The organism is Kitasatospora sp. NPDC057738 (assembly GCF_042798815.1).
Lineage (GTDB): Bacteria > Actinomycetota > Actinomycetes > Streptomycetales > Streptomycetaceae > Kitasatospora > Kitasatospora lactacystinica.
In genome coordinates, this window is sequence record NZ_JBHVJT010000041.1 from 9,592 (window position 1) to 21,986 (window position 12,395).

At 73.1% G+C, this 12,395-nt stretch carries 13 protein-coding genes; 6 read left to right on the forward strand and 7 right to left on the reverse strand.

What is annotated here, in order from left to right:
* Positions 1-257: 257 nt before the first annotated feature.
* The 6 genes from ACFVGO_RS22200 to ACFVGO_RS22225 all read right to left on the reverse strand — a co-directional run bounded on the left by ACFVGO_RS22200 (position 258) and on the right by ACFVGO_RS22225 (position 6,191).
* Positions 258-1,205 (reverse strand): beta-ketoacyl-ACP synthase III, encoded by a 948-nt coding sequence (locus tag ACFVGO_RS22200; protein WP_380351308.1) that lies wholly within the window; start codon positions 1,203-1,205, stop codon positions 258-260.
* 122 nt (positions 1,206-1,327) lie between these two features.
* Positions 1,328-2,629: a L,D-transpeptidase family protein gene (locus tag ACFVGO_RS22205; protein ID WP_380633566.1), complete on the reverse strand. Its 1,302-nt coding sequence runs from the start codon at positions 2,627-2,629 to the stop codon at positions 1,328-1,330.
* A 127-nt stretch (positions 2,630-2,756) separates the two neighbouring features.
* Positions 2,757-3,920: an aminofutalosine synthase MqnE gene (gene mqnE, locus ACFVGO_RS22210; RefSeq protein WP_359902873.1), complete on the reverse strand. Its 1,164-nt coding sequence runs from the start codon at positions 3,918-3,920 to the stop codon at positions 2,757-2,759.
* Between the two features lie 52 nt (positions 3,921-3,972).
* A complete protein-coding gene (locus ACFVGO_RS22215; protein WP_359902870.1) occupies positions 3,973-4,935 on the reverse strand; it encodes a threonine/serine dehydratase in 963 nt (320 codons plus the stop codon).
* A gap of 3 nt (positions 4,936-4,938) precedes the next feature.
* Complete coding sequence (locus ACFVGO_RS22220) at positions 4,939-5,397, reverse strand: Lrp/AsnC family transcriptional regulator (RefSeq protein ID WP_030055719.1); 459 nt, start codon at positions 5,395-5,397, stop codon at positions 4,939-4,941.
* 119 nt (positions 5,398-5,516) lie between these two features.
* Positions 5,517-6,191, reverse strand: a complete 675-nt coding sequence (locus ACFVGO_RS22225) for a UbiX family flavin prenyltransferase (RefSeq protein ID WP_359902867.1) — start codon at positions 6,189-6,191, stop codon at positions 5,517-5,519.
* A 91-nt stretch (positions 6,192-6,282) separates the two neighbouring features.
* Between ACFVGO_RS22225 and ACFVGO_RS22230 the strand changes: the two genes are divergently transcribed.
* The 5 genes from ACFVGO_RS22230 to ACFVGO_RS22250 all read left to right on the forward strand — a co-directional run bounded on the left by ACFVGO_RS22230 (position 6,283) and on the right by ACFVGO_RS22250 (position 10,182).
* A complete protein-coding gene (locus ACFVGO_RS22230) occupies positions 6,283-7,026 on the forward strand; it encodes a cyclase family protein (protein ID WP_359902864.1) in 744 nt (247 codons plus the stop codon).
* Positions 7,027-7,093: 67 nt separating this feature from the next.
* The gene (locus tag ACFVGO_RS22235) at positions 7,094-7,810 is read left to right on the forward strand and encodes an MOSC domain-containing protein (protein WP_359902861.1); all 717 of its coding nucleotides are present in this window, start codon (positions 7,094-7,096) and stop codon (positions 7,808-7,810) included.
* Positions 7,811-7,964: 154 nt separating this feature from the next.
* Positions 7,965-8,312, forward strand: coding sequence for a GntR family transcriptional regulator (locus ACFVGO_RS22240; protein ID WP_380351318.1), 348 nt, complete (start codon positions 7,965-7,967; stop codon positions 8,310-8,312).
* Positions 8,309-9,193 carry an ABC transporter ATP-binding protein gene (locus ACFVGO_RS22245; RefSeq protein ID WP_380351303.1) on the forward strand — a complete coding sequence of 295 codons (885 nt, stop codon included), beginning with the start codon at positions 8,309-8,311 and terminating at the stop codon, positions 9,191-9,193. The genes ACFVGO_RS22240 and ACFVGO_RS22245 overlap by 4 nt, the downstream gene beginning before the upstream one ends.
* A complete protein-coding gene (locus ACFVGO_RS22250) occupies positions 9,190-10,182 on the forward strand; it encodes an ABC transporter permease subunit (protein WP_359902852.1) in 993 nt (330 codons plus the stop codon). Before ACFVGO_RS22245 ends, ACFVGO_RS22250 begins: the two co-directional genes overlap by 4 nt.
* A 58-nt stretch (positions 10,183-10,240) precedes the next feature.
* Here ACFVGO_RS22250 and ACFVGO_RS22255 read toward each other — a convergent pair whose 3' ends face one another.
* A complete protein-coding gene (locus ACFVGO_RS22255; protein WP_380351301.1) occupies positions 10,241-11,047 on the reverse strand; it encodes a TetR/AcrR family transcriptional regulator in 807 nt (268 codons plus the stop codon).
* A 101-nt stretch (positions 11,048-11,148) separates the two neighbouring features.
* On the opposite strand from ACFVGO_RS22255, the gene ACFVGO_RS22260 reads away from it, so the two are divergent.
* On the forward strand, positions 11,149-12,375 hold the full coding sequence (locus tag ACFVGO_RS22260; RefSeq protein ID WP_380351299.1) for an FAD-dependent oxidoreductase: 1,227 nt from the start codon (positions 11,149-11,151) through the stop codon (positions 12,373-12,375).
* Positions 12,376-12,395 lie beyond the last annotated feature (20 nt).

The window sequence follows — 12,395 nt, forward strand, 5'->3', positions numbered from 1 at the left end:
CTCGGCGCGGCCGGCGTGGTCCGGCTCGCGGAGCGGCACGGCTGGCACGGCGTGGGGGGGGGGGGAGAAAAAAGGAGAGGCCGACCCCCCCCCCACCCCCCCCCCCCGCCCAACCCCCACGGCCCCCCCCCCCCACAACCCCCCCCCCCCCCCACCGGCATGTCCGGGGTTCGGAGGGGTGCGGCCCCGGGACGGCGCCGTGCTGCCGTTCCGGGGCCCTTGCGGAGCCGTTCAGGGGGCCGTGCGGCGCCGTGGGGTCAGGGGCAGCGCACGACCTGGCCGGCGTAGGCCAGGCCCCCGCCGAAGCCGAAGAGCAGGACCGGGTCGCCGGGCGAGAGCTCGCCGCGCTCGACCAGCTTGGAGAAGGCCAGCGGGATGGAGGCGGCCGAGGTGTTGCCCGAGTGGACCACGTCCCGGGCCACCACCGCGTCCTCGCCGAGCCCCAGCTTGCGGGCGATCGTGTCGATGATCCGCAGGTTGGCCTGGTGCGGGACGAAGCCCTTCAGCTCGGACGGGTCGATCCCGGCCCGCTCGCAGGCCTGGCGGGCCAGCGGGGCGAGCTGGGTGGTGGCCCAGCGGAAGACCGCCTGGCCCTGCTGGCTGATCACCGGGTCCCAGCCGGTGATCACCACGGCGTCGCCCCGCTCCGGCTCGGAGCCCCAGACCACCGGCCCGATGCCGGGCTCGCCGCCCTCCTCCTGGGCCTCGATCACCGCGGCGCCGGCGCCGTCGCCGAAGATCACGCAGGTGGAGCGGTCGGTCCAGTCGAGCGTGTCGGACATCCGCTCGGCGCCGATCACCAGGGCGCGGCGGGCCGAGCCGGCCCGGATCGCGTGGTCGGCGGTGGCCAGGGCGTACGAGAAGCCGGAGCAGACCGTGTTGATGTCGTACGCGGCGGGCGAGCGCACGCCCAGCCGGGCGGCCACCGCGGCGGCGGTGTTGGGGCTGCGCTCGATCGCGGTGCAGGTGGCGACCACGACGAGGTCGATCTCCTCGGCGGTCCGGCCGCTGTTGGCGAGGGCCTTCTGCGCCGCCTCGGTGGCGAGGTCGACCAGGCTCTCCTCCTCGGCGATGTGCCGGGTGCGGATGCCCACACGGGTGCGGATCCACTCGTCGTCGGTGTCGACGAGCCCCGCCAGGTCGGCGTTGGAGAGGACCTTGGGGGGCTGGTAGTGCCCGAGTGCCACAATGCGAGAACCGCTCATACTGCCATGGAACCGGGTTACCCGCTGGTCAGCATGGTATGACCGGCGACAGGATCCGCCCCCTCGATCTGTAGGAGGTGGACAAGGGGCCTTGGGGGGCCCGGGTTCCGCGTACGCCGAGGTCAGGCGGCCAGCGCGGCGGTGTCGCCCATCACGATGACCGGGTGGGCCGCCGGGTCCAGGGTGCGGATCAGCTGGGCCATCTTGTCCTCGGGGATCGACACGCAGCCGTGGGTCGGGCCGTCGTGGTCCACGTGGAGCCAGATGCCGCCGCCCTTCTTGGAGCCCATCGGGCGGCGCGTGTCGAGCGGGGAGTTGCCGGCGACCCGGTTGTAGTTGATCGCGACCACGTAGTCGAAGGAGCCGGCCAGCTGGTCCCCGAAGAAGCCCGTGCCGGAGACCACGAAGCTCGGGTCCTTGTCGTACGGGAGCTTGCTGCCCGGGTCCGCCTTGCGGCCGCCCGCGTCGGTGAGGTTGAACACGCCGATCGGGCTGCGCAGGTCGCCCTCGTTGTGGTCGGTGGTCCAGCCGTTCTTGCCGTTGTGGCCCTGCCAGGTCTCGCCGGCCAGCCAGCGGCCCTCGGAGGTGCGGGTCCAGAGGGTGACGGCGTTCTTGTCGGTGTTCCTGTCCTGGCCGGAGGCGACCACGACCTGGGTGGTCTCGGCGGGTATCTGCGCGGTGAACTTCGCGCCGAGGCCGGGTATCGCGGCGACCGAGCCGTCCGTACGGGTCTGGCTGCGGTCGGCGGCCGGGGCCGCGGCCTGCCGGTCGGAGGCGGCCTGGGCGGCCGCGGGTGCCGGCCCGGGCTGGTCGGGCTTGCTGACGCCATCCGGGCCGGGGCCGTCGGCGGCGGTGATGCCGGGCTTGGCGCCGTCCTGGCCGACGGCGTACCAGCCGGCGGTGGCGGCGACCAGCAGCGCGGTGCCGGCCATCACGGCCTTGCCGTGACGTTTCTGCTTGGCCTTGCGCCGCCGTCCCCGCGCGGCCGTCCGGCCACCCGCCACGGGCGCGGCGGCGAGCACCACGGGCGCGGCCTCGTAGCGGGCCTCGGGCACGGGTTCGTGGACGGGCTCGTAACGGGCGTCGGGCACGGGCTCGTAACGGGCCTCGGGCACGGGCTCGTAGCGGCCCTCGGGCACGGCTTCGTGAACGGGCTCGGCCCGGTAGACCGACTCGGCCTCGTAGCCCGGCTCGGCCGGGTACTGGACGGGTTCGGCCCCGTACGGCTGGAACGGCTGCCGGTACGCCTCGTAGTACCCGTCAGGGGCCTGCTCGTACGGCTGGTACTCGCCGTAGTAGGCGTCCTGCTGAACCGGCTGCCGGTACGGCTGGAAGCTCTCGTACTGCTGCTGCGGCATCAGGTCGACCGGCTCCTGCGTCGGCTGGTGCGGCGGGTACGCGGTGGCGCGATCAGAACCGGACATGCCGTCGATCCTGCCAAACGCCGTACCCGTTGGTAAACCCGGGCCCCGTGCGGAGGCCGTGAAGACAACCGCCGCCCGGGCCGACGGACGGCCGGGGCGGCGGAGGACTTCGAAGACCGGAACGGGGTCAGAGGCGCATCGCCTGCGGGGACTCACGGCGCATCGGGTCCGGGCCGTCGTACTCGCGGATGACCTCGTAGCGGGTGTTGCGCTCCACCGGGCGGAAGCCCGCGTCGCGGATCAGCCCGAGCAGGTCGTCGCGGCCGAGCTTGTTCGGGGTGCCGAAGTTGTCCGCGTCGTGGGTGATCTTGTACTCGACCACCGAACCGTCCATGTCGTCCGCGCCGTGGCTGAGCGCCAGCTGGGCGGTGGCGACGCCGTGCATCACCCAGAAGACCTTGACGTGCGGGACGTTGTCGAAGAGCAGCCGGGAGACCGCGAAGGTCTTCAGCGCCTCGGCGCCGGTGGCCATCTCGGTGCGGGCCATCAGCTTGTTGCGCACGACGCCGTCCTTGGAGTCGTGGAAGTCGTGCTGGTAGCGCAGCGGGATGAAGACCTGGAAGCCGCCGGTCTCGTCCTGGAGCTCGCGCAGCCGCAGCACGTGGTCCACCCGGTGGCGGGGCTCCTCGATGTGGCCGTACAGCATGGTGGCCGGCGTCTTGAGGCCCTTGCTGTGCGCGAGGCGGTGGATCCGCGACCAGTCCTCCCAGTGGGTGTCGTGGTCGACGATGTGCTGGCGGACCTCCCAGTCGAAGATCTCCGCGCCGCCGCCGGTCAGCGACTCCAGGCCGGCGTCGATCAGCTCGTCCATGATCTCGTCGGCGGACAGGCCGCTGATCTTCTCGAACCAGTGGATCTCGGTGGCGGTGAAGGCCTTCAGCGAGACGTTCGGCAGCGCCGCCTTCAGCTCCCGCAGCGAGCGCGGGTAGTAGCGCCACGGCAGGGTCGGGTGCAGGCCGTTCACGATGTGCAGCTCGGTGAGGGACTCGACCTCCATCGCCTTGGCGAGGCGGACGGCCTCCTCGATGCGCATCGTGTACGCGTCCTTCTCGCCCGGCTTGCGCTGGAACGAGCAGTACGCGCAGGACGCGTTGCACACGTTGGTCATGTTGAGGTGGCGGTTGACGTTGAAGTGGACGACGTCGCCGTTCTTCCGCGTCCGCACGTGGTGGGCCAGCCCGCCCAGCCAGGCCAGGTCGTCGCTCTCGTAGAGCGCGATCCCGTCCTCGCGGGTCAGCCGCTCACCCGCGTAGACCTTCGCCTCCAGCTCGCGCTTGAGCCCTGCGTCCATGCGGTGACCCGCCTCCTCCGACATTCGATTCCTTGCCGGAATGAGCGTACGCCTATGCCGAGAGCAGCTCGGCGAGCAGTGTCGGGTCGATGTTGCCGCCGCTGACCACGGCCGCCACCGCCTGGCCCCCGGTCTCGGCGGCGCGGTGGAAGTAGGCGGCCGGTGCGACCGCCCCGGAGGGCTCGGCGACCAGCCGGCCGCGGCGGGCCAGCACGGCCACGGTGGCGCGGATCTCGTCCTCGGTGACGGTGACGATGTCGTCCACGTAGGCGGTGACGTGCTCGAACGGCAGCACGCCGAGCGACGGGGTGCGCAGCCCGTCCGCGATGGTCCGGTAGGTGTCGGCGACCGGCCACTCGACCCGGCGGCCGGCCCGCAGGCTGGCCCGGGCGTCGGCGGCCAGCTCGGGCTCCACGCCGATCACCCGGATGCCGGGGCGGGTGAGCTTGAGCGCGGCCGCCGTCCCGCCGATCAGGCCGCCGCCGCTGACCGGCACCAGGACGGTGTCCAGCTCGGCCGGGGCGTCCTCGGCGATCTCCAGGCCGACCGTGCCCTGGCCCGCGATGATGAACGGGTCGTCGTACGGCGGGACCCAGACGTAGCCGTGCTTCCCGGCCAGCTCGGCGGGCAGGGTGTCCCGCTCCTCCGGCGCGACCAGGATCACCTCGGCGCCGAACGAGCGGGTGGCCTCCACCTTCACCGCGGGCGAGGTGTCCGGCATCACGATCACGGCCTTGATGCCGAGCGTCCGGGCCGCGTACGCCACCGCCTGCGCGTGGTTGCCGCTGGACTGGGCGACCACGCCCCGGGCGCGCTCGTCCTCGGTGAGCGCGGCCAGCCGGTTGTAGGCGCCGCGGGTCTTGAACGCCCCGGTCGGCTGGAGGTTCTCGGGCTTCAGCCAGAGCCGCCGTTCCCCCTCGGCCGCCCAGGGGGCGGGGACCAGTGGGGTGCGCACGGCGACCCCCGCGATCCGCTGCCGAGCCGCCCGCAGCTCCTCCAGACCGACCAGCGCCATGCGTCACTCTCCTACAGGAGGAAGTTCACTCACCCGGTTTTCCCACTTCGTGGAGAGTACGACGGTGGTACGGGTTCGGGCCACGCCCTTCGTGCCCGAGATCCGCTTGACCACCGATTCCAGGCCGGCCACGTCGGCCACCCGGACCTTCAGCATGTACGAGTCGTCACCGGCGATGAACCAGCAGTCCTCGACCTCGTTGAGGTCCTTCAGCCGGAACGCCACGTCCTCGTGGTCCGCGGCGTCGGTGAGCTGAAGGCCGATCAGGGCCGTCACGCCGAAGCCGAGCGAGGCCGGGTTGACCGTCGCCCGGTAGCCGGTGATGACCCCGGCCTGCTCCAGGCGGTTGATCCGGTCCGTGACGCTCGGGCCGGAGAGCCCGACCAGGCGGCCCAACTCGGCGTAGGACGCGCGGCCGTTCTCCCGGAGCGCCTGGATGAGCTGTCTGTCCACCGTGTCCATATACCGTCCGCGTCCTTCCGAACCTCGCCAGACCCACAGATCATTATCCGGATTCAAAGGCGCCCTGCGCCGACCGACCCGGATATCGCAGAGAAGATACTCTCCCGCCCCCGGTCTCCTTACTCCCCCTCAGCCGGAGCGCCGTCGCCGCCGGCCGTCCTGCGGGCGGCCGCGCCCAACTCCCCCTCCCAGCGCAGGTACAGGGAATGCGGCACGTCGACGGCGTCCAGCACCCGTCCGGCCACGAAATCCACGAGCTCGCGCACGGTGGAGCCGCCGGCGTAGAAACCGGGCGAAGCGGGCAGGACGACCGCCCCCTGCGCGTCGAGCTCCACCAAGTGCTTCAACGTCACCCCGTTGAGTGGTGTCTCGCGCACGCAGACGACGAGCGGGCGGCGCTCCTTGAGGGTGACGCTGGCCACGCGCTGCAGCAGGTCCTTGCTCAGGCCGAGCGCGATCCCGGCCACCGCGCCGGTGGTCGCGGGCACCACGAGCATGCCCTTGGCCGGGTAGGAGCCGCTGGACGGGCCGGCCGCGAAGTCCCCGGCGGGCCAGTAGCGGACGTCGTCCAGGCCCCGGTCGCTCCCGAGCCAGGCGGCCAGGTCGGCGCGCCAGTGGGCGTCCCGGAAGGAGATGCCGGTCTCGTCCAGGATGGTGAGCCGGGCGGCGCGGCTGACGATCAGGTCCACCGCCTCGCCGGCGGCCAGCAGCGCGCGGATCACCGAGGCCGCGTACGGCGTCCCCGACGCGCCCGAGACCCCGACCACCCACGGCTGACGCTTCGCAGTTCCCATGGGGCAATTCTGACCCGCCTCGACCTGCGCGTTCGGCCCGGGCCGGCCGGGAGGGGGTCCAGGAGCCCCGACCCCTGGAAGGATGGGCCGCATGGCAGCGACCCTCGTCGACCTCACCCATCAGGTGACCACCGCGATGCCCGTCTACCCCGGCGACCCGGCCGTCCTGCTGGAGCCCGCGCTCACCACCGCCACCGCCGGGGTGAACGTGCTGGCCCTGCACCTCGGCTCGCAGTCCGGGACGCACGTGGACGCGCCGTACCACGTGGACGTCACCTGGCCGACCCTGGACGGGCTGCCGCTGGAGCGGTTCACCGGCCCGGCCGTGGTCGCCGACCTGCGCGGGCTGGAGCCCCGGACGGCCGTCACCCCCGAGCTGCTGGCGCCCGCGCTGGAGCGGGCCGCCGAGGGGACCGTCCTGCTGCTGGCCACCGGCTGGGCCCGGCACTGGGGCACCGACGCCTACCTCGCCCACCCCAGCCTGACCCCCGCCGCCGCCGAGGCGATCGTCGCCGCCGGGGTGCGGACGGTCGGGGTGGACGCGCTCAGCGTCGACCCGACCCCCGACCCGGGCCCGGGCGATCCCACGGTGGCCGCCCTGCTCGCCGACCTCACCGACGAGCACGACCACGGCACCGCCGAGGAGCCGACGCTGGCCGCCCACCGGGTGCTGCTGGGGGCGTCCGGCGGCGGGGTGATCGCCGAGAACCTGACCGACCTGCGGCCGCTGCTGGCTGCCCAGGAGGCCGGCCTGCCGGTGGAGGTCTCGCTGTTCCCGCTGCGGCTGGTCGCGGCGGACGGCGCACCCGTGCGGGCGGTGGCCCGGCTGGGCTGAACCGGCGAGTAGACTCCCGGGACTTGGTCTAGACCATCCCCCGTCAACGCCAGTACGCTTTCCGGCCATGGCTGAGATCATCGGAGTGATCGAGCGACTCTGGCGCTACCCCGTGAAGTCCACCGGCGGCGAGCGGCTCGACTCCGTCGAGGTGGACGGACGCGGCCTGGCCGGCGACCGCCTCTACGCCGTCCGCGACGCGGCCGGGAAGCTCGGCTCGGGCAAGAACACCCGCCGCTTCCGCCGGATGGACGGCCTGCTCCGCCTCTCCGCCCGACTCGGCCACCGGATCGACGGCCCCGAACTGTTCGATCCGCTCGGCCGCCCGGTCGACCGGCCGAACGCCTTCCTGCGCGCGTACCTCCAGCGCGAGGACGTCGAACTCGCCCGCGAGGACGCCGTGTCGCACTTCGACCGGCTGCCGGTCAGCGTGCTCAGCACCGCCACCCTGGACTGGGTCCGCGAGGCCGTCCCCTTCGCCGTGATCGACGAGCGCCGGTTCCGCCCCAACATCGTGCTGCGCACCCCGCCCGGCACCCCGCCGTTCGTCGAGGACGCCTGGCTCGGCCGCCAGGCGTCCGGCGAGGCCCCCGGCAGTGCCCGGCTCTCCTTCGTCGCCTCCAGCGAGCGCTGCGCGATGACGGGTGCCCCGCAGCCCGGACTTCCGCACGCGCCCGAGATCCTCAAGGCCGTCGTGCACGCCCACGACGGGCGGCTGGACGCGCTCGCCGAGGTCGCCGCCCCGGGTCGCCTGCGGGTCGGCGACCGGCTGCTCCTGGGCTGACCGCGGCCTTTCGCGTACAACCTACTGTTCGTCAACACCTTTCTCCGATTGACGACTTGACCTTCGCTCGCCCATCCTGTCTTACTGTCATAAGACAGGAGAACAACTAGTGATCGAGTTCGTCCTCGACAGCCGCTCGCGGGTCGCCACCTACATGCAACTCGTGCTCCAGGTGAAGCAGGCCCTGCGGGTCGGACTGGCCCGGCCCGGCGACCAACTACCGAAGGTCCGCGAGGTGGCGCGCACCCTGGCGATCAACCCCAACACCGTCCTCAAGGCCTACCGGGAACTGGAGTTGGAGGGGCTCGCCGAGGGCCGGCCCGGCGTGGGGACCTTCCTGGTCGGCACGCTGGCCGGCCCCGCGCTGGCCAACCAGGCCGAGTTGCGCGAGGACCTGGTGGCCTGGCTGCGCAAGGCCGAGACCGCCGGACTCGCCCACGAGGACATCGCCGCGCTGATCGACACCACGATGCGGGCAACACTCAACAGGGGGAAGACATGACGGAAGTCGCGCTGGAAGCACGCGAATTGGGCAAGCGGTACGGCAAGGCATGGGCACTGGAGGGCTGCTCGCTCCAGCTCCCGGCCGGACGGATCGCCGCACTGGTCGGCCCGAACGGGGCGGGCAAGTCCACCCTGCTGCACCTGGCCGTCGGACTGCTCGAACCGGACGCCGGCGAGGTCCGGGTGTTCGGCCGCGACCCCCGGCAGGGCGTCGCGGCACTGGCCGGGATCGGATTCGTCGCCCAGGACACCCCGCTCTACCCGGACTTCACCGGGGACGAGCTGATCACCATGGGCGGCAAGCTCAACCAACGCTGGGAGGCCGCCCCCGCCCGCGACCGGCTGACCCGCCTCGGCATCCCCCTCGACAAGCCGGTCGGCCGGCTGTCCGGCGGCCAACGCGCCCAGGTGGCACTGGCCCTGGCGCTCGCCAAGCAGCCCCGGCTGCTGCTGCTGGACGAGCCGGTGGCCGCCCTCGACCCCCTGGCCCGGCACGCGTTCATGCAGGAACTGATGGGCGCCGTCGCCGAGAGCGGCACCACCGTGCTGCTCTCCTCGCACCTGCTCGCCGACCTGGAACGGGTCTGCGACCACCTGGTCGTCCTGAACACCGCACAGGTCCAACTGACGGGTGCGGTGGACGACTTGCTCGCCGAGCACTGCCGGATCACCGGCCCCCGGACCGGCACGGAGTCCGTACCGGGAGTGGCCGCCGTCATCCAGGCCAGCCACACCGAGCGCCAGTCCACCCTGCTGGTGCGCACCGACGGGCCGGTGGACGAGAACGTCTGGACCGTCCACCCGGTGACCCTGGAGGACCTCGTCCTCGCCTACCTGGGCGCGGGCGACACCCGGTTCTCCCCGGAGGTGGCGGCATGACCTGGCTGATCTGGCGCCAGCACCGCAAGCAACTGTTCTGGACGCTCGCCGCGCTGGCCGCACTGGCCGCCGTGATGGTGCCCACCGGCCTCGCGATGCGCGGCGCCCTCGACCGCAGCGGCCTCGGCTCCTGCCTCGCCAAGCTCGGCCACGAGAGCCTGCTGACCGGGGCCGGCGGCTGCGAGGGCCTCAACCAGCGCTTCCAGAACCAGTACGGCGGACTCCTCTACGTCGCCGTCCTGTTCGTCCTGCTGCCGGTGCTGGTCGGACTGTTCTTCGGCGCGCCGCTGGTCGCCCGCGAGGTGGAGAACGGCACCCACCGCCTGGTGTGGACCCAGGGGATCAGCCGGCGGCACTGGGTGCTCGCCAAGTTCGGACTGGTGGGCGGCGCCGCGGTGCTGCTCGCGGTCGCGTACGCGCTGGGCGTGGCCTGGTGGTTCGGCCCCTTCGCGGCCACCGGCCAGGGCCGGCTGGGCTACCTGAGCTTCGACGTCCAGGGCGTCGCCCCGATCGCGTACACCCTGTTCGCGGTGGCGCTCGGCGTGTACACCGGCACGGCGGCCCGCAAGGTGCTGCCCGCGATGGGGATCTCGCTCGCCGCGTTCGCCGCGGTGCGCGTCCTGGTCGAGACGGCGGTCCGCCCGTACCTCCTCCCGGCGAAGACGGCCACGTACGCGGCGGAGAGCGGACTGCTCCCCAACCGCTATGCCGGGGACTGGGTCTTCGACCAGGTGGTGCGCAACGGCGCCGGCGAGACCGTGCTGCACGACGGGCAGATCGGCTGCCCGCCGGCCACGGACCCGGGGGCCGCCGACTGCGCCAGGAACATGGCCGAGCACGGCTTCGGCGCCGGGCCGTACACCAACGCGCTGGAGTACCAGCCCTCCGACCGGTTCTGGACCTTCCAGGGGATCGAGTCGGGGCTGTTCCTCGCCCTGACCGCACTGCTGGTGTTCCTCGCGGTGCGGCGGATCCGGCGGATCTCCTAAGCGGGGTGGGCCGGGTGGCCGCGGACCGGGCGCCGCGGCCTGCCGATCACGGCCCCCCTCAGGGGGCGTCGCCGTCGCTCCCGGATCCCGCCGCAGGGACGGCGACCGCCCGCAGGTAGGCGTCGACGAAGATGTCGACGATCTCGTCCATCGAGGGCAGCCCGGCCCCCAGGGCGGGCTCCAGCACCGGCCGCATCAGGACGTGGTTGAGCAGCGGGCCGAGCAGCAGCTGGATCAGCACCGGGGTGGGCAGCGGTCTCAGCCGGCCGGCCCGCACGTGCGGCCGCAGCAGCCGGTCGAGGCTGTCGAGCGTCCGCGGCAGGTTGGCGGCCACCACCCGGGCGGCGGGGCCGTCCGGCCGGCCGAGCAGGTCGGCGAAGACCGCCGGGACGATCCGCGGCTCGTGCGCGAAGGCCGCGACGAAGGTGGTGTGCAGCGCCCGGACGGTGTCCTCCAGGCGCTCCGGCGGGTCGGCGGCGAGGGCCTCCAGGCCGGGCAGCGCGGAGTGCCGCTCGAAGACCGCGGCGAGCAGGCCGTCCCGCCCCTCGAAGACGGTGTGCAGGCTGGGCAGCGAGCAGTCCGCCCGGTCCGCCACCGCGTCCAGGGTGACCCCGGCCAGGCCCCGCTCGGCCACCAGCAGCGCCGCCGCCTCGATCGCGCGCTCGCGCACCGGCGGCCGACCGCCCGGGTCGACCCCCGCCTCCCGGACCGCCTCGTCCAGCGCGGCCCGGGAGCCGCCGAGCCGGCGCAGCAGCGTGCTGCGGGAGATCCCGGCCGTCGTGGCGATCGCCGTCAGCGGGACGTCGGCGACGTCCTGGCCCCGTTCCTTCGCCGCCGCGAGGGCGGCCGTCACCAGCTCCTTCATGTGGAGCATCGTACTGCTTGACATCTGGAACGGTTCCAGAGACTCTGTAAAGGCAGGTTCCACACGGACAGTGATCGATCGAACACTGAAAGGGGAGAGCCATGAGCGTCGTGATCTCCGGAGGCGGGCCGGCCGGAATGATGCTGGGCCTGCTGCTGGCACGCGCCGGCGTCGAGGTGACCGTGCTGGAGAAGCACCGGGACTTCCTGCGCGACTTCCGCGGCGACACCGTCCACGCCTCCACCGTGCGGCTGATGGACGAACTCGGCCTCGGCCGGAAGTTCGCCGCCCTGCCGCAGAGCCGCCTCGGCAACCTGATCGTCCGGACGCCCGACGCCGGCCCCGTCGCACTGAGCGCCTACGAGCGGCTGCGGCCCCCGTACAACTACATCGCCATGATCCCGCAGTGGGACCTGCTGAACTTCCTGGTCGAGGAGGCCGGGCGGGAACCCGCCTTCACCCTGCGGATGAACACCGAGGCGACCGGCCTGCTCCGGGACGGCGCCGGCCGGGTGACCGGCGTCCGGTACCGCACCCGGGACGGCGAGGAGGGCGAGCTCCACGCCGACCTCACCGTCGCCGCCGACGGCCGGCACTCCACCCTGCGCCGGGCGGCGGGCCTGGTGCCCGAGGAGTTCCCGGTGCCCTTCGACACCTGGTGGTTCCGGCTGCCCCGGCACACCCACGAGCAGGCCCTGCCGCCCAGCCTCGTCCCCGGCTTCGGCCACGGCGACCTGGCGTTGAGCTTCGCCCGGGCCGACTACTTCCAGATCGCCTACTTCCGCGCCAAGGGCGCCGACCCGCAGCTGCGCGCCGAGGGCATCGAACGGTTCCGCGCCCGGATCGCCGAACTGCTGCCCCAGTACGCCGACCGGGTCGACCGGCTGGCCGGCCTCGACGACGTCCACCTGCTCGACGTCAGGCTCAACCGGCTGAACCGCTGGCACCGGGACGGGCTGCTGCTGATCGGCGACGCCGCCCACGCGATGTCCCCGGCCGGCGGAGTGGGCATCAACCTCGCGATCCAGGACGCCGTCGCGGCCGCCACCCTGCTCGCCGGACCGCTGCGGCGCGGACGCCCGACCGTGGCGGCCCTGGCCCGGGTCCAGCACCGCCGGTGGCGGCCGACCGTGATCATGCAGGGGGTGCAGCAGGTCCTGCACCACGTGATGTTCGAGCCGGTCCTCACCGGCCGGCAGGCCGGCCCGCCCACCCGGCTGGTGCGGCTCGCCCGGTACGTCCCCGGCTTCCCGCTGCTGCTGTCCCGCCTGATCGCCTTCGGCCCGCTCCCCGAGCACGCCCCGGCCTTCGCCCGGCGCGACGCCTGAGTTCACTCGACCGGGTGAGA

What these genes read in the sequence shown, in the direction of transcription:
- ACFVGO_RS22260 (WP_380351299.1), top strand. Translation starts at nt 11,149, where the DNA reads ATGAGCGTCGTGATCTCCGGAGGCGGGCCGGCCGGAATGATGCTGGGC.
- mqnE (WP_359902873.1), bottom strand. Translation starts at nt 3,920, where the DNA reads ATGGACGCAGGGCTCAAGCGCGAGCTGGAGGCGAAGGTCTACGCGGGT.
- ACFVGO_RS22235 (WP_359902861.1), top strand. Translation starts at nt 7,094, where the DNA reads ATGGCTGAGATCATCGGAGTGATCGAGCGACTCTGGCGCTACCCCGTG.
- ACFVGO_RS22250 (WP_359902852.1), top strand. Translation starts at nt 9,190, where the DNA reads ATGACCTGGCTGATCTGGCGCCAGCACCGCAAGCAACTGTTCTGGACG.
- ACFVGO_RS22225 (WP_359902867.1), bottom strand. Translation starts at nt 6,191, where the DNA reads ATGGGAACTGCGAAGCGTCAGCCGTGGGTGGTCGGGGTCTCGGGCGCG.
- ACFVGO_RS22220 (WP_030055719.1), bottom strand. Translation starts at nt 5,397, where the DNA reads ATGGACACGGTGGACAGACAGCTCATCCAGGCGCTCCGGGAGAACGGC.
- ACFVGO_RS22215 (WP_359902870.1), bottom strand. Translation starts at nt 4,935, where the DNA reads ATGGCGCTGGTCGGTCTGGAGGAGCTGCGGGCGGCTCGGCAGCGGATC.
- ACFVGO_RS22200 (WP_380351308.1), bottom strand. Translation starts at nt 1,205, where the DNA reads ATGAGCGGTTCTCGCATTGTGGCACTCGGGCACTACCAGCCCCCCAAG.
- ACFVGO_RS22230 (WP_359902864.1), top strand. Translation starts at nt 6,283, where the DNA reads ATGGCAGCGACCCTCGTCGACCTCACCCATCAGGTGACCACCGCGATG.
- ACFVGO_RS22255 (WP_380351301.1), bottom strand. Translation starts at nt 11,047, where the DNA reads ATGAAGGAGCTGGTGACGGCCGCCCTCGCGGCGGCGAAGGAACGGGGC.
- ACFVGO_RS22245 (WP_380351303.1), top strand. Translation starts at nt 8,309, where the DNA reads ATGACGGAAGTCGCGCTGGAAGCACGCGAATTGGGCAAGCGGTACGGC.
- ACFVGO_RS22205 (WP_380633566.1), bottom strand. Translation starts at nt 2,629, where the DNA reads ATGTCCGGTTCTGATCGCGCCACCGCGTACCCGCCGCACCAGCCGACG.
- ACFVGO_RS22240 (WP_380351318.1), top strand. Translation starts at nt 7,965, where the DNA reads ATGCAACTCGTGCTCCAGGTGAAGCAGGCCCTGCGGGTCGGACTGGCC.